The 23,507-nt window shown below is 59.5% G+C and carries 18 protein-coding genes; 7 read left to right on the forward strand and 11 right to left on the reverse strand.

Going from position 1 to position 23,507, the window contains the following annotated elements:
* On the forward strand, positions 1-838 hold an 838-nt coding region (locus M3P36_RS05840), incomplete at its 5' end, for an EAL domain-containing protein (protein WP_349630544.1).
* A gap of 247 nt (positions 839-1,085) precedes the next feature.
* On the opposite strand, the gene M3P36_RS05845 is transcribed toward M3P36_RS05840, so the two are convergent.
* Together M3P36_RS05845 and M3P36_RS15315 are read right to left on the reverse strand one after the other, a co-directional pair.
* On the reverse strand, positions 1,086-2,384 hold the full coding sequence (locus tag M3P36_RS05845; protein WP_249702315.1) for an HD-GYP domain-containing protein: 1,299 nt from the start codon (positions 2,382-2,384) through the stop codon (positions 1,086-1,088).
* A gap of 269 nt (positions 2,385-2,653) precedes the next feature.
* Positions 2,654-3,136, reverse strand: a complete 483-nt coding sequence (locus M3P36_RS15315) for a hypothetical protein (RefSeq protein ID WP_502798364.1) — start codon at positions 3,134-3,136, stop codon at positions 2,654-2,656.
* Here M3P36_RS15315 and M3P36_RS05855 point away from each other — a divergent pair.
* The 3 genes from M3P36_RS05855 (at position 3,126) to M3P36_RS05865 (ending at position 8,460) form a co-directional block, all read left to right on the forward strand.
* Positions 3,126-4,730 (forward strand): sensor domain-containing diguanylate cyclase, encoded by a 1,605-nt coding sequence (locus tag M3P36_RS05855; RefSeq protein WP_249702316.1) that lies wholly within the window; start codon positions 3,126-3,128, stop codon positions 4,728-4,730. The genes M3P36_RS15315 and M3P36_RS05855 overlap by 11 nt on opposite strands.
* A gap of 262 nt (positions 4,731-4,992) precedes the next feature.
* The gene (locus M3P36_RS05860) at positions 4,993-7,776 is read left to right on the forward strand and encodes a bifunctional diguanylate cyclase/phosphodiesterase (protein ID WP_249702317.1); all 2,784 of its coding nucleotides are present in this window, start codon (positions 4,993-4,995) and stop codon (positions 7,774-7,776) included.
* 72 nt (positions 7,777-7,848) lie between these two features.
* A complete protein-coding gene (locus M3P36_RS05865; RefSeq protein WP_349630545.1) occupies positions 7,849-8,460 on the forward strand; it encodes a glutathione S-transferase in 612 nt (203 codons plus the stop codon).
* Between the two features lie 945 nt (positions 8,461-9,405).
* Here M3P36_RS05865 and rnk read toward each other — a convergent pair.
* The 3 genes from rnk to gdhA form a co-directional block, all read right to left on the reverse strand.
* Positions 9,406-9,810 carry a nucleoside diphosphate kinase regulator gene (gene rnk / locus M3P36_RS05870; RefSeq protein ID WP_249702319.1) on the reverse strand — a complete coding sequence of 135 codons (405 nt, stop codon included), beginning with the start codon at positions 9,808-9,810 and terminating at the stop codon, positions 9,406-9,408.
* 243 nt (positions 9,811-10,053) lie between these two features.
* Positions 10,054-11,058, reverse strand: coding sequence for a rod shape-determining protein (locus M3P36_RS05875; protein ID WP_249702320.1), 1,005 nt, complete (start codon positions 11,056-11,058; stop codon positions 10,054-10,056).
* Between the two features lie 141 nt (positions 11,059-11,199).
* Positions 11,200-12,549 carry an NADP-specific glutamate dehydrogenase gene (gene gdhA, locus M3P36_RS05880; protein WP_249702321.1) on the reverse strand — a complete coding sequence of 450 codons (1,350 nt, stop codon included), beginning with the start codon at positions 12,547-12,549 and terminating at the stop codon, positions 11,200-11,202.
* On the opposite strand from gdhA, the gene M3P36_RS05885 reads away from it, so the two are divergent.
* Entirely contained in the window at positions 12,518-12,790 is a 273-nt protein-coding gene (locus M3P36_RS05885) for a helix-turn-helix domain-containing protein (RefSeq protein WP_249702322.1), read from the forward strand. The two genes, gdhA and M3P36_RS05885, sit on opposite strands and share 32 nt — an antisense overlap.
* A 193-nt stretch (positions 12,791-12,983) precedes the next feature.
* Here the strand turns inward: M3P36_RS05885 and M3P36_RS05890 are convergent, their stop codons facing one another.
* The 3 genes from M3P36_RS05890 to M3P36_RS05900 form a co-directional block, all read right to left on the reverse strand.
* Positions 12,984-16,223: a PAS domain S-box protein gene (locus M3P36_RS05890; RefSeq protein WP_249702323.1), complete on the reverse strand. Its 3,240-nt coding sequence runs from the start codon at positions 16,221-16,223 to the stop codon at positions 12,984-12,986.
* A 241-nt stretch (positions 16,224-16,464) separates the two neighbouring features.
* Entirely contained in the window at positions 16,465-17,316 is an 852-nt protein-coding gene (locus M3P36_RS05895; protein ID WP_249702324.1) for a PRC-barrel domain-containing protein, read from the reverse strand.
* 95 nt (positions 17,317-17,411) lie between these two features.
* Positions 17,412-18,623: a S8 family serine peptidase gene (locus tag M3P36_RS05900; protein WP_249702325.1), complete on the reverse strand. Its 1,212-nt coding sequence runs from the start codon at positions 18,621-18,623 to the stop codon at positions 17,412-17,414.
* A gap of 152 nt (positions 18,624-18,775) precedes the next feature.
* Here M3P36_RS05900 and M3P36_RS05905 point away from each other — a divergent pair, with 152 nt between their 5' ends.
* Positions 18,776-19,228, forward strand: a complete 453-nt coding sequence (locus M3P36_RS05905; protein ID WP_502798365.1) for an RNA polymerase sigma factor — start codon at positions 18,776-18,778, stop codon at positions 19,226-19,228.
* Positions 19,225-19,923, forward strand: coding sequence for an anti-sigma factor family protein (locus tag M3P36_RS05910; protein ID WP_249702326.1), 699 nt, complete (start codon positions 19,225-19,227; stop codon positions 19,921-19,923). The genes M3P36_RS05905 and M3P36_RS05910 overlap by 4 nt, the downstream gene beginning before the upstream one ends.
* Before the next feature lie 134 nt (positions 19,924-20,057).
* Here the strand turns inward: M3P36_RS05910 and M3P36_RS05915 are convergent, their stop codons facing one another.
* From M3P36_RS05915 to M3P36_RS05925, 3 genes are read right to left on the reverse strand one after another with little or no spacing between them, the layout of a single operon-like run.
* Positions 20,058-20,753, reverse strand: a complete 696-nt coding sequence (locus M3P36_RS05915) for a class I SAM-dependent methyltransferase (protein ID WP_249702327.1) — start codon at positions 20,751-20,753, stop codon at positions 20,058-20,060.
* Positions 20,750-21,373 carry a DUF1826 domain-containing protein gene (locus M3P36_RS05920; protein ID WP_249702328.1) on the reverse strand — a complete coding sequence of 208 codons (624 nt, stop codon included), beginning with the start codon at positions 21,371-21,373 and terminating at the stop codon, positions 20,750-20,752. The genes M3P36_RS05915 and M3P36_RS05920 overlap by 4 nt, the downstream gene beginning before the upstream one ends.
* Positions 21,373-23,487 carry a TonB-dependent siderophore receptor gene (locus M3P36_RS05925; protein ID WP_249702329.1) on the reverse strand — a complete coding sequence of 705 codons (2,115 nt, stop codon included), beginning with the start codon at positions 23,485-23,487 and terminating at the stop codon, positions 21,373-21,375. The genes M3P36_RS05920 and M3P36_RS05925 overlap by 1 nt, the downstream gene beginning before the upstream one ends.
* Positions 23,488-23,507 lie beyond the last annotated feature (20 nt).

Consider the following 23,507-nt stretch of genomic DNA (forward strand, 5'->3'; position numbering starts at 1 on the left):
GTATCGCCACGTGGCGTGGCCCTCAAGGACTTTAATTCATACCAAGCACAATGGAGCGGAAGGGATTCCATTGATGTCATGTGCTGCCTGTCGAGATGGTGCCGCTTTCGACCTGCCGATTACGATGGCGTTCCAGCCAATCGTCGACATCGAAACCGAGCGGGTGTTCGCTTATGAAGCACTGGTGCGGGGAATGGATGGCCGTGGCGCGGGAGCAATTCTGGCCGAGGTTTCGAGCGATAATCGATACGCTTTCGACCAGCTCTGCCGGAAGACCGCGATTGAGCAAGCGGCGGCATGCGGATTAGCTTCGGCTGGAGCAAACCTGTCTATCAATTTCCTTCCCAACGCGGTTTACGAGCCCAGAGCGTGCATAAGGGTTACGCTGGCCGCCGCGATGCAGACCGGCTTCCCGTTGAACAACATCATCTTCGAATTTACCGAAAGCGAAGAGATCGACGTCAACCACACCCTACATATCCTCAGAACCTATCGCGCAATGGGGTTCAAAACCGCGATCGACGACTTCGGTGCGGGCTTTGCCGGGTTGGGATTGCTGAGCAAATTCCAGCCGGACATCGTCAAGCTGGATATGGAACTCATCCGCGAGATCGACACAAGTCGAGTCAAGCGAACGATCGTCAGCAACACGATCAGGATGCTGCGCGAGCTCGACATAGAGCCTGTGTGCGAGGGAATCGAGACCGCCGGCGAGCATGACGTGCTACGTGATCTCGGGGTGGTCCTGATGCAGGGTTATCTGTTTGCCGAACCAGCTGTATCGGCACTGCCTCCTGTATCATGGAGCCGTTCGATGATACTGGCCCAAAGCGCCTGATCGAGCCATGTCGATAGCCGTCCACCGTATCCAGGGGTCTGAACGTCGGCAATGGGGTCGCTAGCCGAATGGCAAAAAATCGTCGCGATTGGGAAAATCTGCCTTTCAGGTGCCGACCCCGATTGCGAACATCCGGTGCCTTCATTTCTGCGGACGATAGTGGTTTCACCTGTTGAGGGATGGGCTGAATACTCGAGAGACAAGCTGATGCTTCGGCTGCTACTCACACCATTTCCCGGGGCGGCTGTCACTTAGCAAGCTGATGGGCGCCCAGAAAAATCAACTCTCTCAATTGAGCTGCTTCTGGCAGGACCAGTCCAGACAGATCAGCCACACCTATGATCTTATCGTCGACCGAAGAAGACGCGAGATCGACCGTGTGCTCGATTACCCGCTGGTGATTGACGAGTGAGTAGAATACCCTGACCACTGGCGTTGTCATCTGGCTGCTTTTGTGGTCGATCACCATTGCCAGCCGTTTGCTGCGCAGATGGACAAATGATCCGACCGGATAGATGCCGATACATTCGATGAAAGCCCGCAGGATGTCCGGGTCAAATGCGCCGTCCATGTCTTGCAGTCTGACGATTGCGGCCGCCGGATCGAGTCCCCTGCCTTCGTCACTGTCGGTCAACAGATAGTCGAACGTATCGCAAATAGCCGCCATCCGCGCGATCTGGGCAATCTCATGTCCGGGCAAGCCTTGCGGGAAGCCGGTTCCATCCACCCGCTCATGATGTTGTAGGCATGCATCGAGGACAGGTTGGGTGATTCCGCCTGCACGTTCCAGCGCAAAGTGGCCCAAGCCTACATGCCTTCGCCAGATCTGTGGATCGACATTGCGGAAGTCGCCATTGGGCGGCGTCAAATCTTGCGGCAGTTGCATTGTGCCGATATCCAGGAACATTCCGGCTAGGCCTGCATCGCGGATCTGGTTGGGCGTCAGTTTCATCCGCATGGCCAACGATACCATTAGCGCGCTGACAGCCATGGAATGGCGATAAACGAACGCATTGTTCAGTTTGCAGCGCATAAGCCCGCTGAAGGCCTGCCCGTTGCGTTGCACGGAGGCGAAGATATCCTTCACCACCGGTTCTATCGTATGCATGTTAATCGCCTTGCCCAGACGTGCGTCGAGGAAGACTTTGCCAACCTCCATTTGCGCCTTGTCAGCGATGACCTGGGAATTTCCGATCTCGTTTTGCAGGCTGACCGGATCGGTTGATTGCAGATCAATCGGAGTTCGGTTCTTGAGAGACGCAGCACGCGAGGCGCTCTGCTTCACTTCAGGCTCCCTATACCTGGAGATCAAGCTGCCGCGGTCACCAGCCTGCAATTCGCCGGTGGAGGCCGTAGGTTTGAAGTCTTTCCCTTTCGCCGTATTGATAATAACGCTTTCGAGCTCACTCGATTTGAGGTCTTGCAGGACTTGCGGATCGTCCAGCATGAAGCGGAATTTCCAAAATGGATGCTTGAGCCAGCTGCCCTCCATTTTGTGCACGAACATACCCAGTTCTACATCCGAAATCGGGATACGTTTCAACATAGCTTGGTCTCTCGTCGTTGCTTTGAGCATACCCCGGTGAAATATATATCTTAGGATCTGCATTTTCCCGATATACGTGTCACCTCGGGGGAGGTCGCCAGCGCACCTCCTCAAACGGTGCCGTCAGTCGAACCGCAACTTGTCTCCAAATGCCAGATCTCTGCGGTCAGTCGGCCAATCCGGACATCGCGCTGATCGCAGCCTTGCGCAAATCCAACACTCTGATTGATAGGCAGCGTGGATTGCCGATGGTGACCACCACGGCGTTATCACCCTACGAACGCAAGATCCTGCCTCTCGTCTTCCTCGGATTCGATCTCCGGCGTGACAGCCTCAACGGACATTAGCCTCCTTTCTTCAATCTTGAACGGCTGCGCCAGATCGAGATCCGGCTGTGCTAGAAGCAGCAGCGCGAGCTTTTCGGATGGACTTCTCCACCAATAGGCTGATGTGGCGGGGGTGAAATCACCATCAGCTTTCCAACAGCTGGACTTAGTGGCGAGCAGCCTTGTTGCGCATGAGCGCGGATGAAACATTGGGCTGCGCAGCGGAGCTAGTAGGGCGTGGCGAAGCAGGCCCTTGCTGATCCAGTTCGACGGCGAACCCCGCCGAGGTTGCGTAGCCATGGGAGGTGTGCGGACTCGCCCGGTTGAACTCATCCACCCAGCCTTCGTGCGATGCACCGCATTAATACGGGTGGCAAGATGATACTCAATTAACCTGCGCGGGTTATCAAAACTGATGACCATCATTGCCCCTGAAACGGATGAACTGCTCGCCAATCTCGAACATGCGCGGCTTGCGACCTTGGATAGCTTGGGACTGCTGGATACGCCACCTGAACGCGAGTTCGATGCAATCGTCCAACTCGCACAGTCCCTTGTGGGCTGCAAAATCGCTCTAGTCTCTCTCGTCGACAAGCATCGGCAATGGTTCAAGGCCAAGGTCGGTCTCGATGTGGATCAGACCCCGCGCGAACTGGCGTTTTGTGCCCACACGATCGCTTCCGATAGTGTCATGATCATCCCGGATGCCAGCAAAGACAGCCGATTTTCCAGCAATCCCCTGGTTACCGGTGCACCCGACATCCGCTTCTATGCAGGCGTTCCGATACGTGCAGACATGCTTGGCTCTGAGTCATCGCGCGCAGTATTGGGAACTCTATGCGTGATTGATGACGAGCCCCGCGAAATCGATCCCGCTGACTTAAAGCAGCTGGTTCAACTCGCGCAATTGGTCGAAGCACTAATCGCCGCAAGATCGTCTTCCACAGCAGCAGTCCGCTTGGCTGAGGAACGGGGTCGCAACCTTCAGATGTTGAATCGAAAGCACCGTCAGCTTCGGCAAGCAGAGCGCATGGCGAACATGGGATCTTGGCGCCTGACCCTGGCGGATAATCAAACTGAATGGTCCGAGCAGACCTATGCGATTCACGGTCTGCCAGTAGGCAACGGCCAGCCGCTCGTTGCAGCGCTTGACTTCTTCCCCCCCAAAGCACGCATGATAATCACCAATGCACTTGAGCAAACCATACGGAGCGGCGAGCCGTTCGATGTGGAGACAGATTTCAACACTGCCCAGGGACACTATCGACGGGTCAGAAGCATGGGCGAAATTGAGATGGAGAACGGGCAGCCGGTTGCTCTAATCGGTGTATTTCAGGATGTCACCGCTCGTTTCACAATGGAGGAGGCGCTCCGAACCTCCGCGCAAACCGACGATTTGACGCAAATAGCGAATCGCGGGAGATTTAGCGAATTTGCTGACGAACGAATCCGGGACGCCGGATCCTCTAGAGAGCGCTGCGCGATATTACTGCTTGACCTGGACCATTTCAAATCGGTCAATGACAAATTTGGTCACCATGCAGGTGACGACGTTCTTCGAGTGATGGCGTCACGTCTGAAGGCCGAATATCTTAAGGACTGCTTCGCAGCACGGCTTGGAGGGGACGAGTTTGTATTGCTAGTCTCAAACCAACATATCTTAAAAGATATAACAAGCTTCCTTCGTCGGCTTCTATTTGAATTGCAATACTCTGTTTGTTCAAATGGGCTCACAATCAATGTGTCGGCAACGATCGGGGCATGCTGGCTTGGGGGAGAGGCTTCCAATCGCAGCGAGATCCTGCGCCAAGCTGATGCGGCTTTGTATGAGGCCAAATCAAGGCAGCGCGGTTCGGCCATGATCGCCGGCCAAGACGAACTGATCCTTCCGTTTGACGATCGGCTTGGCCGACCGAACTCCGGACCCGCGATTATCCCTTCCCTAGCCCTGCGATCACCCACCCCAACACCTTACATTAAGGCTGTGCCGAAGTTGGTTGGACGTTCCTCCCGCGCCTAGTTGCGCATAAGGTGCGGGCAAATTTTACGCAGCAAAATGTTGGGGTTCGCATGCCTGGCCACCCAATCTAGCTACTAACTGCTCGGAGCTGCGAAACATCAAACGGGCAGCTGCAGAAATGCATGCGCTAAACACAAGGTGTCTAAAATTTGCAATCATTTATTATAAGTAATTTACACAGTCTTGGGTCATTACCCATAGGCAGCGTTTAATTTCTCTTAAGTATGATTTTGGCACAATAGAGCTCAATAGGAGCCGCCCATTGTTCGATATCTTTGCTTGCCTACGAGATGACCACGATCTCCGCCTCGTCGTGCTGGCAGCGATCATTTGTCTACTGTCAACGTCGACTGCGGTGCTGATGGTGCGCCAGACTCCTCGACACGGAATAGCACCACTCCACAAGTGGGCAGCGCTGGGAGGGATCGCAACCGGTTTCGGGATATGGTCGACGCATTTTATTGCCATGCTGGGATACGATCCAGGTGTGGTGATCGGCTACCGGCCCGTTCTGACCTTAGGTTCCCTTGCCATTGTCTTGGCGACGACAACCGGCGCTTTTACATTTCTTGTAAGGAGGCAATCGGTTGCGGCTACGACTGTGGCTGCCGTAGTCACGGGCAGCGGATTTGCGGTCATGCACTATGCGGGGATGGCTGCGCTCGAAATGCCGGCTAGGATAATTTGGGACTGGCGTTATGTCGCGGCTTCAGTGGCCTTGGCGATTGCGCCGCTGATCCCTGCACTACATCTTGCAGCGGGCCGCCGAGATAGGTTGAGCGGGGTTACCAGTGCCATTCTGTTGGCTGGCTCTGTGATCGGCCTGCACTTCACCGGTGTTGCTGCAATCAGTCTCGTCCCCGAACGCATGCCGGAAGGCCTCCTGTTGCTTTCCCCACAAACGATGGCTGGCGTCGTCACCGCGGTTTCTCTGGCGTTGCTTGCTTTATGCATCGCGAGTTGGTGGTTATACCGCCAAACGGCGGCGGTGATCATAGTCAGCGAGCGCCAGTTCTCCGCATTGGTGATGGGCATAACCGACTGTGCCATTTATATGCTGGACAGCAACGGTCGCGTCGCCAACTGGAACATGGGCGCGCAACGCCTCACAGGTTTTGGTGCCGACGAAGTCGTTGGCCGACTAGACCTCTCCCGCTTCTATACCGACGAAGAGCGCGCTGGTGACGGGCCCAAGCGCGCGCTGGCTCATGCAAAAGCTTCGGGCAAATATACGGGGGAAGGCTGGCGATTACGCAAGGATGGATCTCGCTTTTGGGCCCATGTTACGATCGAGCGTGTAGCGGACGAGGAAGGACGCCTGATCGGCTATGCCAAGATCACTCGCGATATGACTCAGTTCAAGGATAATCAGGATCAGATGAACGAAGCGCGCCGTCATTTGGATGCCGCGCTCGAGCATATGCATCAGGGGCTTTGCCTTTTCGACGCCGACGAAAGGTTGATACTTCATAACAGTCGCTTTGCGCAGATATGGAAACTGCCGCCGGACAGTTTTTTACCAGGCATGAGCATGACAGAACTTGCGCGAATATCGCTCGAAGCGCGAACAGGAACTGAAGTGTCCGAGGAACGTCTGGCAGCAGCCTGCGACATGCTTCGCCAAACTCTTGTTGGCGATAATCCTTCCCCGCTAATCCATGAATTCAATGAAAATTTCGCGATTTCGATTTCAAGCAGGTCACTGCCTGACGGCGGCTTGGTGTGCACGCACGAAGACATTACCGAACGCTGTCGATCGGAGGCGCAGATTGCATACTTGGCCCATCATGATGGACTGACTGGCCTCCCCAATCGCAGCAAATTCACCCGCTGGTTGGATCGGGAGATCGAAAATGCCGGCCTCCGCAATCGCCGCGTCGCTTTGGTAGCAATTGATATCGACCGGTTTAAGGAAATCAATGACATCCATGGCCACGGGGCTGGTGACGACGTGCTACGCTCGTTTGCTCTATCTTTAACCGATGCACTGGAGGACGAAGAATGCGCAGCGCGAATTGGCGGCGATGAGTTTGTAGTAGCGAAAATTTTTGACAGCCAGGCGCAGTTGGATGATTTTGTCGCCCGAATTGAAGGATGCTCATCACCCCGACATGGGCATATGCCACTCTTCCAGGTTGCGGCTAGCCTTGGCATTGCAGTTTATCCTGCCGATGCCCAATCGCGCGATGCGTTGCTCAATAACGCCGACCTTGCAATGTATCGTGCCAAAGCAAGTCCAACCGAACAAATATGTTTTTACCAATCGGGGATGGATGAGCACGCAAGATACCGGCGTCAGCTCGCCAACGACCTTCGTCAGGCGATCGACCGATCCGAATTTCATGTTGCCTACCAACCGCAAAAACTGCTGCAATCCGACAAGATTGTCAGTTATGAAGCGCTTCTCCGCTGGACCCATCCTCGACTAGGGTCAATTTCTCCCGATGAATTCATTCCTTTGGCTGAAGAAACCGGCGAGATATTTAGGATCGGCGAATGGGTTTTACGCCAGGCTTGTGCAGAGGCTGCGCAATGGGATGAAGAAATCGGAATCGCCGTCAACCTTTCTTCAGTTCAACTTATGCAGCCAGACCTTCCCGAGACGATTGCGTCGATCCTACTGGAAATGCGGCTGCCGCCGCGCCGTCTGGAGCTTGAAATCACCGAGACAGCCTTCATTACTGACAAAGTGCGTGCGCTCCACATCCTCCGTCGCATCAAGAACCTCGGCATCCGCATCGCTATGGACGATTTCGGAACTGGCTATTCCTCGCTCGACACGCTCCACTCTTTTCCATTCGATAAGATAAAGATCGATAAGTCTTTTCTTTTGGGGGCTGAACAAAGCGGCCAGGCTCGCGCTATCATCCGTGCCATATTGGGGCTGGGTCGCAGTCTTGACATTCCTGTGCTGGCAGAAGGTGTGGAGACAGAGGGCCAGTTGCAGCTCCTTCGCGATGAGGGGTGCGAGGAAGCGCAGGGATACCTGCTTGGAATGCCGTTGATAGCGCCACGCGGACAAGCATGTGCTGCAATTCTTGGGTAAGCATATACGAAAACGACGAGGGGATGAGCATGCGATTTGGTCGGGCGTCCGCGTTCGGCTACGGTGCCCGCAGTGCCGGATAGCCCCATCCTCTACAGCTTTCGTCGCTGTCCCTATGCAATGCGGGCCCGGATGGCGATGCTGGCAAGCGGGATAGCCTATACCCATCGCGAGGTGCTGTTGCGCGATAAGCCGCCCGCCATGCTCGCTGCGTCACCCAAGGGAACAGTTCCGGTGCTCGTGCTGCCGGACGGGACGGTGATTGACGAAAGTATCGACATCATGCGCTGGGCATTGGCGCAGCACGACCCCGAGCTTTGGCTGCCGCACATTGACGCGGGTTTGATCGAGATTTTTGACAGCGCATTCAAACATCATCTCGACCGCTACAAATATGCCAACCGATACGGTGCCGATCCGCTGGTGCATCGCGCAGCGGGACTAGTATTGCTGGCGGACCTGGATGAGCGGCTGGCGGGACAGAACTATCTTGGCGGCGCAACGCGTGGGTTTAGCGATATCGCGCTGTTTCCGTTTGTTAGGCAGTTCGCTGCAGTAGATGCAGACTGGTTCGCAACCCGCGCACCAGTCGCAGTGCGCAAATGGCTGGAGCTTCTGACGGCGTCCGAACTGTTCCAGCGTGCAATGGTCCCTACCGCTCCATGGGCAGAAAAGCTGAACTAACATGCAAAGCGGTAGATGACCGATGAAGTCCCTTGAACGTCAGGCAACCCAGCATCGCTCCCGGAACCTGCCGGTCAGCTACCGACCCAATGGCTGCACTTCCTAAATGCGCCTTCTTTGCCGTCATGACTTGATGACATCTTCGCGCCTCAAAACACTCCCACTTCTCCCGGGCATTTGTAATAGAATTGTTACTCAAACCATGCGTCAGGAGACTGGATATGAAATAAACGGAATGCCCTTGAACGCGACATCGTCGAAAAGGCCATTCCTCACCGCTTCAGCCTGAGTATTTCCTTACTCATGCCCAGAACCAAGATGTCCGGGTTGGCACTGCCTCAGAGGCCAGGATCCCGGATCAGTCTTGCGCTGCCAGTTCCTGCAAATCATCGCTCATGCCCTGCCAGCAGCGACGGCATGCAAGGGGCCGTGGCGGGTCACAGCTGCTCTCCGGATGGATCACACTTTTCCGGTCGAATCAGGCTGGCTGGCGCTTTGCCGGCAGCCGACATGCGAATGCCCCAACCATTCGCATGAGCCGCATCGCAGGCCTCTTTAGCTGTCGCGTAACGCCGCTGCGATTCCTTGAACCGGTCCGGGCTGGCCACGAACGTTCCATCCTTGTGTCGGTGGGGCGTCAGAACCGCACCTCTGTTGGCGCCACGCTTAACTACATACTTCAAGGACATCGCCTTACTCCATCAATAGAAATTGGTGCCGTCTCTCCGAGCTGTCACGCTGGTTCCCACGTTTGGAGGCTTACCCGGTCGGAGAAAGGTGAAAAACGACCACGGTGCCAGCCGGTGCAATCGACCACCCGGCAGGCCGGAACGACTTGCTCCGGCCTGCTGGACAGACCGCCAATCCCACCCGTGCTTGCCTAAACGGCGGTTCACGCATCTGCGCCGAAGGGAAGATCGGGTGCAGCGGAAAAACCGTAGGCTTTCATCCCTGCGTGACCTCGATGATACGCAAGGGCCGCTCTTCGCCAACCCGGTTAGGCCAGGAGATCGCCTGACCGGGGCGCAAGCCGAGTAGTCCAGCTCCGACCAGGGACATGATGGAGATGCGGCCGGCTTCGATATCTGCATCATGCGGATAGACCAGTTGCAATGTCCGTTCGACACCGCTCGCCTCATCGACGAATGTAACGGTAGATTGCATCGCCACCACGTCTGGAGGGAGGCGGGCATCGTCCACCAGTTTGGCACGGCTGATCTCTGCGAGAAGCAGGTCGGCGACTCCCGGCATGTGTTCCTTCCTGTCGAGCACGAGATTGCTGATCCTTTCAGCATCGGTTTCGCGGATTTGGATGGGCGGCCGTGCACGGCCCTTGCGATTGGTAGTCATCTGGAAAACTCCTTCGGCACCGAACAGGCGGTGTAATGCGCAAAAATTGCGCTAGGAAACTTGGAATGTGAAATGGTTGCCCCGGACAGCGCGCCGGTCGAGAAGTCGTTGCCCGGGGCTAGGTGCCTACGAGAAGCGAGTTTCCGTGGCAGCAATAGTGCTGCTGGTTGGCAAGCATGAACATTGTTCGCTGATGGCCCTTATCTGATAGCAAGTCAAAGGCAGGCATCGACGCTGCGCGATTCAGTGCGCAAGTCCTCTTTGAAGCCCCAACGCAACGCAATGCGGATGGTTGTCAGCCACTGACACATTCAGTCCCGTCGCGTCTGCAACAGCCTTGCCGACCAGTCCAATGGCCGCACTGCCGCCGGTTAGGATAATCCCGGAACCGTAAATGTCCCGGCTCAATTCCGGGGTGACCCGCGCCAGCAGAGCGACGACCATGTCGGCGATCTCGGCAATCTGCTTTTCAACCACAGGGGCCAACTCATTGGCAGAAATCGTCATTGCTCCTGGAAGCCCAGTGACAAGGCTCCGCCCCTTGAGCGAAACTTCAACACTTGCGCTCGTCCCGTTCTCCAGAATTCTGACCAGGTCGCATTTGACCTGCTCTGCCGTGTTCGCGCCAACGAGGAACTTGTGCCTGATATGGAGATAATCGGAAATCGCCGCGTCAAGGGCATTCCCGCCCCCGCGAATTGATGCAGCTTCGCACATACCACCGAGCGATATAACGGCGGCTTCAGTGACACCCGCACCGCACTCGATGATCATGCAACCCTGCGGTCGGTCAATCGAAAGCCCAGCACCAATGGCGGCTGCGAGCGGTTCGGCCACCAATTCAACCGATCCCAGTCCAGCATCCTTTGCCGCCGTCAGCAACGCGCCGCGTTCTGCACCAGTCGCGTCAGCCGGTACGCCGATGACGGCGCGGAATGAACGAAGTCGGCGCTGGCCGACACTCGATCGCACGGCGTAAGCCAGGTAATCGCGAGCCGCTGCAATATCGCTGAGGACCCCGCGATGAAGGGGCCGGACAATCCTCAGTGCACCTGAAGTCCGGTTGACCATGGATCTGACCGTCGTTCCGGCAGCAATGAGCTCGCCCCCTGATATGTCACCCGCGAAACAGCAGAGTGATGGCTCGTCAAACAGCACCCCGCCACCTGACGTCACCACACGGGTATTCGCTGTTCCGAAATCAATCGCCAGATCGGCTTTGCCGACCCCCATCAATAATCTTCTCATGGCGGTCCGGTAGCAGGCGTTGTTTGGGATGTCTCCTGTACCCGGTAAGGGAGCTACACCCGCCGCAACTAGTCGCGCGAAGATAGCTCAAGGGAATCCCGAAACGCATCGCCAGCGCGGTCTGCCCGTCCGATCCAGAACCTATATGACCCCAAAGGCTGTCATGGCGGCAGCTACACGCTCAAACCCCACGATGTTGGCACCCAGGACGTAATCACCTGGCGCGCCATACTCCTCGGCAGTTTCGGCACAGTTGTCATGAATGTTGCGCATGATTCCGGCGAGGCGTTCCTCAGTCTTCTCGAAGCTCCAGCTATCGCGTGAAGCGTTCTGCTGCATTTCCAAAGCCGATGTCGCAACGCCGCCGGCATTTGCTGCCTTGCCCGGTCCGAACAGTACGCCTGCTCCCTGGAATATTCGTACCGCCTCTGGCGTACACGGCATGTTCGCGCCTTCCCCGACCGCTATCACGCCGTTCTTGACCAGCGTGCTTGCATCCTTGCCGGTCAGTTCGTTTTGAGTTGCCGAGGGCATGGCTACTTCGCAGGGAACATCCCAGATCGACCCGTCTTCGACATACCGGGCACCCGCGCCCTTCATTTGCACATATTGGGAAATGCGCTCTCGACGCACTTGCTTGATTTCCTTCAGAAGTTCGAGGTCTATGCCATCCTCATCAATAATATAGCCGCTGGAATCAGAGCAAGCGATGACGATGCCGCCGAACTGCCGGATCTTCTCGATTGTATAGGTCGCCACGTTGCCGGACCCCGATACGACGCATTTGCGGCCTTCGAAATCCATGCTCCTTGTGGCGAGCATGCTGGAAACGAAATAGGTGGCGCCGAAGCCGGTGGCTTCAGTGCGGGCACGCGAGCCGCCGTAGACCAGTCCTTTCCCAGTCAGTACCCCGGCCTCGTAACGGTTGGTCAAGCGTTTGAATTGGCCGAAGAGATACCCGATTTCTCGCCCGCCTACGCCAATGTCGCCAGCGGGCACGTCGGTATACTCACCCAAATGACGTTGCAGCTCGGTCATGAACGACTGGCAAAAGCGCATGATCTCGCCTTCCGAGCGCCCTCTCGGATTGAAGTCCGAACCGCCCTTGCCGCCACCGATTGGCAAGCCAGTCAGTGCATTTTTGAAGATCTGCTCAAAGCCCAAGAACTTGATGATACCCAGGTTCACCGAAGGGTGAAAACGCAAGCCGCCTTTGTAGGGGCCAAGGGCCGAATTGAACTGGACGCGAAAGCCCCGGTTGATCTGTACCTGCCCGGCATCATCGACCCACGGCACGCGAAAAATGATCTGGCGCTCAGGCTCGCACAGTCGCTCAATAAGGGCGTGATCGGCATAATGGGGCTTCTTGGCAATCACACGGCCAAGACTTTCCATTACCTCAATGACGGCCTGATGGAACTCCAGTTCGCCTGCATTGCGGCGCAGCACCTCGGCAAGGATGGGTTCGAGCTTCTCATCGATTTTCGTCATTGAGGTTTCCTGGATCCTGCGCGGCGATCATAATCGGTGCGAGATTTGCGCGAGAGAGTGCCCGCCACTGATATTCGGCAGGGGCCTAGCGTACTCGGCGGGATGGGCAACCCCACTTGAAACCATAGATGCATCGCAGGTGCGTTCTCTGCGCGACCAAGGACTCGGAGGGACCGAGATCGCGAGCAAGCTCGGGATTGCGCGTGCGAGCGTCTATCGCATTCTTGCGAGCGTGTCATAGCCGAGCCACGGCTCGATTTGCATATATGACTGAGGAGTTGGAAGTCCTAGACGGCACCGAGACCTTTCACCCGGGTATTGCCTATCAGGCGAGAATTTTGGGTATGTGCCATCCAAAGCAGAAGTGCACTCCAATCGGCAGGGGGCTGGAATCAGAAATCGCGACAGGTGGGAATCCCTGTCGTCTACACGTTCTATAGAGAACTCAAAGCCCGCTCGATGTCGGCGATCTCGAACGGCTTGACCAGCCATTCGACGTCCAGGCCAAGTTCGGGCGCTTCTCCCAGGGAAGAAGGCGAATTGCCCGAAGCAATCACGATCCTTATTGCGGGCCACCGCTCCCTGACCTGTTCGGCCAGTTCCAGCCCGGATCGGTCTGGAAGCCCGACATCGGAAATCAATACGTCGATTACGTTGGATTCCAGGATTTCCAGCGCTTCCCCAGCGGAGCCCGCCTCAAAAACAGTGTGCCCGAGATCAGTCACCATGTCGCAGGCGGCCAGGCGGATCAGAATCTCGTCCTCGACCAGCAGCACCGTCAGCCCCTTCGTCCCGGTAACCGGCACTTCGATCCCGGATACAGGCTCGTTCCCAGAGGTGCTTCCCTTCTCAAGGCAGGCCCGGACCCGGTGAGCGAGCGTTTCGCGCGTGTAGGGCTTGCTGAGGAAGTCCACGTCATCGTCCAGGCGTCCCCCATGGACGATGGAGTTTTCGGTGTAGCCCGACGTGAAGAGCACGGCCAATCCGGGAATGCGCTCCTGTGCCCGGCGCGCCATGTCCCGGCTTTGCAGCGGACCTGGCATGACCACGTCGGTAAAAATCATGTCGATGGGAATGCCACTTTCGACGATTGCCAAACCGCTGGCCGCATCGGTGGCTCGCAGGACCCGGTAGCCCAGCTCGGACAGGAGCTCGACAACCGTGGCGCGCACGTCATCGTCATCCTCGACCACCAGTATCGTTTCCGACCCTCCCCTGACCGGACCCTCCAGTGTGCTCGCCTTGGCCGCCTCGTCCTGCCTGGTACGGGGCAGGTAGATACGGATCGTGGTTCCCTGGCCAAGTTCGCTGTACACCCGGGTATGGCCATTGGACTGCTTTATCAGCCCATAGACCATGCTCAATCCGAGGCCGGTGCCTTTGCCCACCGGCTTGGTGGTAAAGAACGGCTCGAACACCTGATCAATGATGTCAGGGGGAATCCCGCATCCGGTATCGGTTACTGCCAACATCACGTAATGGCCTGGCTGAACTTCCGGATGCTGGCGGGCATAGAGATCGTCGAGACTGGCGTTGCCCACCTCGATTGTCAGCTTGCCATTACCGTTCATCGCATCGCGCGCATTAATCGCCAGATTGAGCAGGGCATTTTCCACCTGGGTCTTGTCGACGAGCGTATTCCATAGCCCACCGGAAGCCACGGTCTCGACCTCGATCCCTTCGCCCAGTGTCCGTCTGAGAAGATCATCCATTCCGTGAACAAGGCGCCCCAGGTTGACGGGTTCGGGTGCGAGCGGCTGTTTGCGGCCGAATGCCAGAAGCTGCGATGCCAGTTTGGCCCCCCGGGAAACCCCCGCGATCGCATTCTGGGCGCGCTGCTCGGCACGGACATTGCCGGATACATCGCGCAATAGCAGATGGAGATTGCCGCCGATAACCTGCAACAGATTGTTGAAATCGTGCGCGACGCCGCCCGTCAGCTTGCCCATCGCCTCCATCTTCTGCGCCTGTCGCAGTTGCGCTTCGATAGCTTCGCGTTCGCTGATCGATTCATCGATCCGCTTCTGCAGTGCATTGTTGAAATCGGCCATCGCCTCGCGCGCAAGAATATCGTTGGTGATATCGCGCGCTTCGACAACAGTTCCGACCGATTTGCCATGGTCATCGCGTATAGGACTTGCGGTGTAGGCTACCGGATAAAAAGTGCCGTCCTTGTGGACGAACATTTCCTCGCCCTGCACCTGGTTCTCTTCGGGGAAAGCGCGATCGATCGCGCACTCGTGCAACGGAAATGGTCGGCCATCGGGATAGGAATGGTGGATCACATCGTGGAGCGGGCGACCCAGCGTCTCCTCGAAGCGATAGCCTGTCAGCCGCTCCGCCGCCGGGTTCATGTAAACGCACTCCTGACGCTGATCCATCAGGAAAACCGCCATCTTCGTGTTGGTCAGCACCGTGTCGAGCCGCTGCGACACCTCGGTAAGAGCGCGCAAGGCCGCATCCCGCGCGGTGGTGTCTTCGATGGCGGCAAAAAAGACCGGTCGCGCTTCGTCTTCCAGGAGCTGGAGGGTAACCGAGACGTTGTAATCGGTCCCATCCTTGCGCCGATGGACGGTCTCGAAGTTGCGGACCGTCTCCCTGCCCGACCTGAGGGATTCGACGACCTCCATGAAGCTCTCGGTCGTCATGTTCGGCTTGATTTGCAGGGGGGTCATGTCCTGCAGTTCAGCCATAGTATAGCCGAGATTTTCCCGTGCCCCGCGGTTGACGAGGATGAATTTCAAGGTCTGGGCATCGAACACGAATGTCTCGCTGGCGGCATCTTCGACGATGCGACCAAGTCGCTCATTGGCCGAAGCCGTCAGGACGCGCTGCAACTCCGCGGATGCACGCCCCGCGAACAGTTCAAGGGTTTCTTCCGGGTGGAGGGCAGGGGACAGGGGTTTGTCGTCGAGCACGGCCAGCAGGCCCAGGCTTCGCCCGTCACTTCCCCGCAGCGGGACGCCGAGATAGCTCTGGGCGCCCATATCGGCCAGAAGTGCATCATCAGGAAATAGGCTCGCGACATCGTTGGGATAGAAGCAGATCGTATCGCCAAGCACGTTCGCACACGGGGTTCCGCACAGGTCGTATTCGAAAGGATCCCCCTGGCGTCCGTCGCTCCAGCAGGACAGAACGCGCGCCCGCCCGCGGTCCTGGGGGTGGAGATCACACAACAGGACCCAACGCACGTCGAGCGCCTGTGCCAGGGCTTCGACCACGGCATCCATGAATTCGCGGCCGACGAGCCGTGAACACTCGATAAGCTTCTGCCGGGCGATTTCGTTGCGTTTGCGGGCGGAAATGTCCCGCGCGATCTTCGATGCACCGACGATTGTCCCCGCTGCATCCTTGATCGGAGAGACGGTGATAGAGATGTCGAGGCTGTGCCCGTCCTTGTGAACCCTTCGTGTCTCGAAGTGACTGACTCTCTCGCCCGAGCTTATCCTGCGGAGGATATCGACTTCTTCCTGAAGCCGATCCTCGGGCAGGATCCGGGTTATCGACTGCCCCGTCATCTCGCTGGCCTCGAAACCGAACAGCTTGGTTGCGCCGAAATTCCAGCTGGTGACTATTCCATCAAGTGTCAGGCTGATGATGGCATCTTCGCAATGTTGGACAATGGCCGCAAAACGATAGTCTCCGGTACTCGCAAAATCCGACACTCGATTCATGATGCAGCCCCATCCCATTCCGCGCCATCGCGCGGCTCCCCACCTCCACAAGAATTCCCGAAAGACGGATAAGTTCCGTCACCGTGATGCCCCCGGCCATCAGGCGCATTTTGCGCCATCTGCGGCCTTGAGGCTGCGCGTTACGGGCCAGTGCTGGCGCGGGGTGGAAAGAAAGAGGGAGACCGGCATGGCCTCCCTCTCTCGATCGGATGCTATATGAAGAGCACCCACAGTCTCGCAGTCAGTCCACCTGGCCGCTGCCATCAAGGGCGAACAATGCCGACCCATTTCCGCGGAGGTCGGCTGCTGGCATAGCGACCTCGCGATCGCCTTGTTCGACGATCACCTCGCTAATCCTGCCGTTCGCATCTGCGATCACCTGACTGACCTCGCCGAGCTTTTCACCACCAGGTACAAGCACGTCCATGCCCGGCTGGACGGCAAAGGCGCCGTCTCCCGATGCAGCTGCACTACCCGCAGTTGCGAGCATGGCGTCGGCCAGGCTGCCACCCGCGCTGCCGGTTGCAGCACCATTTCCGCTGGCCGATCCGCCGAGACTGCCGGTAAGCCGCAGCGACGAACTGGCTGCCTCACCTGCCGTCGCTTGTCCCTGGCTCGCCAGGCCGGTCGCAGCAGACTGCGTGGCTTGGGCAGCACTGCTTGCCTGGGACGCTCCCTGCCCTGCGAGGCCGCGCACGGCATCGGTGCCGACAAGTTGCGCACTGGCATTGCCTTCTCCCCCAGCGCTGCCCGATGCCGACGCATCGCCGGTGAGCGGAGCAATGGGGTTGTCAACGACCTGCCCTATGCCGGCCGACCCGCGTGCATCGGCGCGACGATTGGCGTCCACGCGACCGGACCGGCGATCAACCCGCTGTTCGCCGGAAGTTGAAGCGGCGGAATCGAGCGTTCCGCGGGTGGAACTGCGCGTGCGTTCGAGCGTGCCGCCGACATCGGGGAAGCTGCCCGAAGCACCGCCACCGATCGTGCCGCCCACGACACCACCGAGACCCCCGGACCCGCCGAGCAGCTGGGCCTGTGCCGGGGTTGCAAACAGGGCGACCGACGAAACCGCAATCAGAAACTTTTTCATGATCTTCATCCTTTCAATGGGGCGGGCGCCTGTGCTGGCCCGCATGAAAGGGAAACGGATGGCCGGGACGGCTTAATTCATGCGCATCGGTTTTTTTAAGATTTGCCACAGCCGCCGCAAATCAGACCACGACCAAAGACTTCATCGTGACCGGGCTCGCCCAGATCCTCTGCCTCGGCATCCAGGGCGATGCGCCAGTTCGCGCCCCGCTCCATCGCGGCAGCAATCCGGGCGGCCACCAGGGGAGTGGCATAGGAGGTACCGCGCAGGCGGACGCGGCTGCCGCGCACATTGCGGCCAGACAGGTCTGCACCGGGAGCGGAGTAATCGAGGTGGAGCGCACGGCCAGCCTCGATCAGCGCCCGCTTGCGGCCATCGACTCCGGTCACGGCGACCACTCCTTCGTAGGACGCGGGGTAGGCAGGCGGGGCAGCCGGTCCGTCGTTCCCCACGGCGGCGACAACCACGGCGCCCCTGCTGCGAGCCGCGCCGATCGCGCGTTCGACCACGGGGTTCCGCGGACCCACCAGACTGATCGTCACGACCCTGCTGCCGTCCTCCACCAACCAGCCAAGCCCGCGCGCGATGGCCAGTGCACCGCCACCTGCCGGATCGGTCCCGTAAACATCGGCAACCCTGATGTCGCGGACGCCCGTCTGCATCAACAGGTGGGCGATGGATGTACCATGATCGCTCGGCGCGGGCGCTCCGCGCGCGAAGCCGCGCATTGCGAACTCGCCAATCCTGGCGGACGGGGCCCCGTCAATCATGCCGACTGGAACGCGCGTTGCGGTCGATGCCGTTCTGGCCTGGACGGAAGCCTGCGCCGCAAGTGGCCCGGCGTTTGTCCCGCTCTGGAAATGGATGTTGTCCGGCGCAACCGTGGCGGACGGCGCAAGGGCGGCGACCACGCCCTGGGCCTCTGCCAGGCTCATGCGCGCAGGCACCGCAAGGCGGGAGACGATAAAGCCCAGACCCGCGATATCTTCCTGCGCCAGGAGCGCAAAGCCCTGCTGCTCCAGCACCCGGGCCGCTTCGGGGGTGAGGTCCATCAGCAGCAATTCGCCCCGGCGCGCTGGCTGTCCCGTCCGGTCCACTTCTACAAATTCGCTGTTCTGGCGCAGGAACCTGAATAGTGTCCGTTCGCGGTCACGCAGCAGGTCGCGGGCAATACGAGAGGTGTCGCGCTCGATCCTGCCCAGGGTCCGGTCCAGCGGATCGAGGACCTGACCCGTATCGGGCAGGCCCAGGCCGGGCAGGCCGATTTGTGCCGATGCCGGACCTGTGGCGATCGGGAGAACCGCCATCAGCGCGAAGAGGATCAGCAAGCTGCGCATTGTCATCTTTCGAATAGTTGACCTAAGCATGGATGAAACGGCGATGGCCAGTCGTTTAATCCGTGAAAGCCGGGAAAGGCACAAAACTGAACCCAACTTTCGAACAGCAGGCACTGACCTTGTTGCCCAAACTGCGACGCTTCGCAGTCGGTCTGGCCGGACACCCGGCCGATGGCGACGATCTGTGCCAGATGACAATCGAACGGGCGCTGGCCAAACGCGACAAGTGGCAGGATGGCACGCGGCTCGACAGCTGGATGTACAGGATCATGCGGAATATCTGGATCGACGAACAGCGGGCGCGCACGCGGCGGGCAAAAACCTTCGTGGGGGAAGACGCCGGGTTTGCGGTGGGCTCCGATGGCGGACAGGAAGCGCAGGTCGAACTCGGCAATATCGATCGTGCCCTGGCAACCCTGCCCCCGGAACAGCGCGAAGCCGTGCTGTTGGTCATGGTGGAGGGGTTTTCCTATCGCGAGGCGGCCGAAATCGTCGGCTGTCCGGTGGGCACGCTGAATTCCCGGCTGGTGCGCGGCCGTGACGCGCTGATGGCCTTGCTGGAGCCGGACAGATGACCATTACCGACGAGGAACTGGCTGCCTTTGCGGATGGGGAGCTTTCTGGCGAGGAGGCTGAGCGCGTGGCCGCCGCCGTGAGAAATTCGCCGGAGGTCTCAGCAAAGCTGGAACAGCACCGCGCCCTCCGCGCCAACCTGGCGGCCCACTTCGCCCCGATCCTCGACCAGGAGGTGCCCGGTAGACTGAGCGACCTGCTCAAACCGCAGGCCAATGTCGTCGACCTCTCGTCGGCCCGCGAGACTTCAGTTCAGAAGCGGAGCGTGGCACGATGGGGCTGGATTGCCGGGCCGGCGCTTGCGGCATCGCTCGCCATTGTCCTGCTGTTTCCGCGCGAAAGCGACCTGCCGGGTGACTACGCCGACCAGCAACTTGCCGCGGTGCTGGAACAGCAACTGGTGGCCGAGCAGGATGCAGCCGCAGAAACGCGCATCCTGCTCAGTTTCGAACGTGAAGACGGAAACCTTTGCCGCGCGTTTGCCAGTTCAGCCATGAGCGGCATCGCCTGCAAGGACGAGCACGGGTGGGCTTTTGTAGAGCAGATGGAAGGTATCGCGCCGACGGTTCCGGGATATAGGCAGGCAGGAAATGCCCAGTCAGAGCTGATGGCTGTGGCACAGGAAATGGCCACCAAAGGCGCACTCGACCAGGACGGCGAACGCGCTGCCCGAAGCAGGGATTGGCAAGCGCCTTAGCGTTCCTTCGCTGCTAATGCACCCGCCTGGATTGACTGGCGCGCTCTGCTGCGGACCTTCACTCGACCATCAATATGCAGAGCGAGAAGGGTGGGCCAAGGCAGGAGTTGGAAGGAGGATCAGCGCGGCAATCGTCAGACGGCGCATGTGGTTGCTTCCCAGCCGTGGATCCACAGGCCACGATAGAACAGGCCATCCAAGCGGAAGCCAGCCTGCACCAGCAATTCCGCTTCGCGCTCAGGGGTGAGAATGTGAATGCCGGTGCGGTTGACCGAAACCGCAGTGTCGATCACCTCCGGCTCTGCCCCACGCAGGCGGGCGTGTTCGGCGAAGCGGGCAAAGTCACGCTCGATCCGTGCGGGCTCACTCGCCGCGTGGATCATCAGGAACGGTGCGCCGGTCTTCAGCCGCTGACGGATGGCGCGCAATTGCTCCAGGCGCGAACCGTCATCCGGCACGAACGACAGGCACAGGAAGGCCGTTGCCGCGTCGAACGGACCTTCGGGCGCATCGGCGGCAGTGCCCTGGACCAGTGACCATTGTGCCTCCCCTGCCTCGGCATCGAGACGCGCCGAGGCGAGATCAAGCATCGCTTGCGAGGGATCGACGCCGGTGAAGCGCCATCCTTGAAATTGCCGGGCGAAGCGGGCGATCTCGATCCCGCCGCCCGCGCCGATGACAAGCAGCGATGCCTGCGTGCCAATGCGTTCGGACAGGACGGCTGCTGCCATGGCGTGGCTCGCCTCGTATCCCGGCACAAACAGCGGAGGAAACTCGTCATACCGGCGCACATGCTCGGGCATGTGGTCGAAATCGTAGGATGTGGTCACGGTTTTGTCGGTTCCGCCTGATGCTGCCCGCGAAGCAGCGCGGCGAGTTCCGGTTTCAGGGGCGTGTCGATCACCAGCACAAGGCGGGCCACATCCATATCGGCGGCTGGCGGCGAGCGGTGAAGGCAAAACGCGTGTGCGGGATCGAAGGAGCGTCCCTTGAACAGCGCTACCCAGCCGGTGGGGATGCGCTGCAGGTTGCGCTCTTCGGGTTCCATGTCGCGCGGGATGTAGTCGGTGCCAGGGCCGCAATAGGTGGTGATCAGCCGCACATCGGTGTTGTCCGAATGGATCTTGCGACAGGCATTGCTGACAACCCCTTCCAGCCGGATGCGGACCGTGGGGACCGCCATCAGGGCGGCGAAGCGGTTGGCCAGCCGCTGGATGTCTTGCCGCAGCTGCAGAGGCAGGTCGCCAAGCCCTGCTACTGCCTCGGCCACGGCGCCCTCGGCACGGAGCTCGAACGGGGCGGTGCTCGCCAGGCCTTCTGACAACGCTTCCAACCCAGCCAGGTCGCGCGGTTCGAGCACAAGCGGACAATCGGCATCACGGATCGCCTCCCAGTCCGCGGGCGGCGAAACAATAGTTTCGGATGCGAGGTGTCGGGGCAGCGACGCCATCAGAACCCCGCCCTGATGCCAATCGAAGCCGTGCGCGGCGCACCGGGCTGGACCCACAGGCTGGCGAAGCTGTTGGCATACCATTCCTCGTTGAAGAGGTTGCGGACCTCGCCAAACAGTTCGAGGTTTTCCGACGGCTGCCAGCTCGCGAAGGCGCGGACCAGGGTATAGGCGGGCAGGTCGAAAGTGGTAGCCGTCTCGCCCAGGCGCTTGCCGACATGCTGCACGCCGCTGCCAAGGCGAAGGGTGCTGTCCCCCAGCATGAATTCGCGTGCCAGTTGCAGGTTTAAGCTGTGGCGCGGGATGTTGATCAGCCGGTCGCCGCGATTGATCTGCAGCGAGAAGTTGGGATCGAGCACGTCGGCGCGGGCTTCGGCATCGACATAGGCATAGGACAGCAGCACTTCGACGCCGCCAATCTCGCCGTTCACATCGACCTCGAACCCGCGGCTGCCGGCCTTGCCGATCGGCAGCGCGAAGCCGGGATTGGCCGGGTCGGAGGCGAGCACGTTGGACTTGGTGAGGTCGAACAGTGCAACGGTGCCGGTCAGCCTGTCTGCCAGATCGAACTTCGCGCCCACTTCCATCGAGCGGCTGATTTCGGGATCGAACAGCTGGCCTGCCGCATCAGCGCCGAGGTTCGAGCGGAAGCCTTCGCCATAGGCGGCATAGAGCGACAGGGCCGGTGCGGCTTCCCACACGATCCCGGCCTGCGGATTGATGCGACTGCTCGACCGGGTCTGGAGGGCCCCGCTGGTGCGGTTGAGCGAAGTGACGGTGACATCGTCATAGCGTGCACCAAGACGGATCTGCACAGTGTCGGACAGCGAGATCTGGTCCTGCACGTAAAAGCCAACCGCCTCCTGCGTATCGAGCCGGTTGGTCTGCGGCCCCGGCGTCGGCGAGGGGAAGCGGCCATAGACCGGGTTCAGAATGTCGATCACATTGGCTGCCGCATCGGACGGGTTGCCGCTGACAGCCGGCGGGCGGAAGCGCAGGAACAGCTGGCTGTGCTCGAACCGGTCGAAGTCGCCGCCAACCAGCAGCCGGTGGCGCATGGAGCCCAGCTCGAAATCCCCTGCGAGTTCGGCGCGGACGACGTAGTGTTCCGCTTCGTAGCTGCGGTAACGGCGCTGGCGCGACAGCGAACGGCCATCGACGAACAGCTTCTGGCGCGAGCCGGCCAGTTCGGGCTCGGTCGAAAAGCCTTCGAGCGAGGTCTCGCGATAGCTGCCGCCCACGAGCAGGCTCCAGTCGGCGCTGAATTCATGCTGCAACTGCACCTGGTGGCCAGTGGCATCAGCCTCGATCGGGCCATCCCCCGGTTCGCCCAGGAAGGTATTGCGGGCGATCAGGTCGAGCTGTCCGCCCGGTGCCACGATCCCGCGATCGAACGGCACGTCCTGCCGGATCAGCTCAAGTTCGTAGGTCAGGGTGGTATCTTCGCCCAGCCTCACGCCGACAGACGGCGTCATCCCCCAGCGCTCGCTCTCGATGGTTTCGCGGAAGCTTTCGGCATTCTCGTAGAAGCCGGTGACGCGCACGGCGAAGGCTTGGCCCAGCGCCAGGTTCAGGTCGCCGTCGGTGCGGAAGCTGTCGAAGCTGCCATAGCTGGCGGAGAACTCGCCCGCAGTCTCGCCGAACAACGCGCGCTTGGTGACGATATTGACCGTGCCCCCCGGCTCGCCCCGGCCGAACAGTGCGGCGTTCGGGCCCTTCAGCACCTCGATCCGCTCAATGCCGGAAACATCGCGCGGACCGCCGAAGCCGCGGCCGCCGTTGAAGCCATTGACAAGATAGCCGCTCGGCAGGTTCTCATCGCCCGAGAAGCCGCGCACGGCAAAGGCATCCCACAGGCCGCCGAAGTTGTTCTGCCGCGAAACCGAGGCCGTCAAGTCGAGCGCATCGGTCAGCCGGGTGATGTTGTTGTCCTGCAAGGTCGCGGCCTCGATTACGGCAATCGAGCGGGGAACCTCCCGCTCCGCGAAGTCGCCCGAATAGGCCTGCCGGATGGTGGTGACCAGGATTGTATCCTCTCCAAGCTCCTCCTGCGCCAGCGCGGGCTGGGCAACGGCGAGGAAGCTGGCGGCGAGCAATGCGGAGCGGATATTCATCTGTGTTGGACCCCCTGACC

Origin of the sequence: Altererythrobacter sp. KTW20L (genome assembly GCF_023501975.1) — a bacterium.
Lineage (GTDB): Bacteria > Pseudomonadota > Alphaproteobacteria > Sphingomonadales > Sphingomonadaceae > Alteraurantiacibacter.

Coding starts and splice junctions, on each gene's coding strand:
- M3P36_RS05845 (WP_249702315.1), bottom strand. CDS start 2,384: ATGTTGAAACGTATCCCGATTTCGGATGTAGAACTGGGTATGTTCGTG.
- M3P36_RS05855 (WP_249702316.1), top strand. CDS start 3,126: ATGACCATCATTGCCCCTGAAACGGATGAACTGCTCGCCAATCTCGAA.
- M3P36_RS15315 (WP_502798364.1), bottom strand. CDS start 3,136: ATGATGGTCATCAGTTTTGATAACCCGCGCAGGTTAATTGAGTATCAT.
- rnk (WP_249702319.1), bottom strand. CDS start 9,810: ATGACTACCAATCGCAAGGGCCGTGCACGGCCGCCCATCCAAATCCGC.
- M3P36_RS05875 (WP_249702320.1), bottom strand. CDS start 11,058: ATGAGAAGATTATTGATGGGGGTCGGCAAAGCCGATCTGGCGATTGAT.
- M3P36_RS05885 (WP_249702322.1), top strand. CDS start 12,518: ATGGGTTCGAGCTTCTCATCGATTTTCGTCATTGAGGTTTCCTGGATC.
- gdhA (WP_249702321.1), bottom strand. CDS start 12,549: ATGACGAAAATCGATGAGAAGCTCGAACCCATCCTTGCCGAGGTGCTG.
- M3P36_RS05890 (WP_249702323.1), bottom strand. CDS start 16,223: ATGAATCGAGTGTCGGATTTTGCGAGTACCGGAGACTATCGTTTTGCG.
- M3P36_RS05895 (WP_249702324.1), bottom strand. CDS start 17,316: ATGAAAAAGTTTCTGATTGCGGTTTCGTCGGTCGCCCTGTTTGCAACC.
- M3P36_RS05900 (WP_249702325.1), bottom strand. CDS start 18,623: ATGGCGGTTCTCCCGATCGCCACAGGTCCGGCATCGGCACAAATCGGC.
- M3P36_RS05910 (WP_249702326.1), top strand. CDS start 19,225: ATGACCATTACCGACGAGGAACTGGCTGCCTTTGCGGATGGGGAGCTT.
- M3P36_RS05920 (WP_249702328.1), bottom strand. CDS start 21,373: ATGGCGTCGCTGCCCCGACACCTCGCATCCGAAACTATTGTTTCGCCG.
- M3P36_RS05925 (WP_249702329.1), bottom strand. CDS start 23,487: ATGAATATCCGCTCCGCATTGCTCGCCGCCAGCTTCCTCGCCGTTGCC.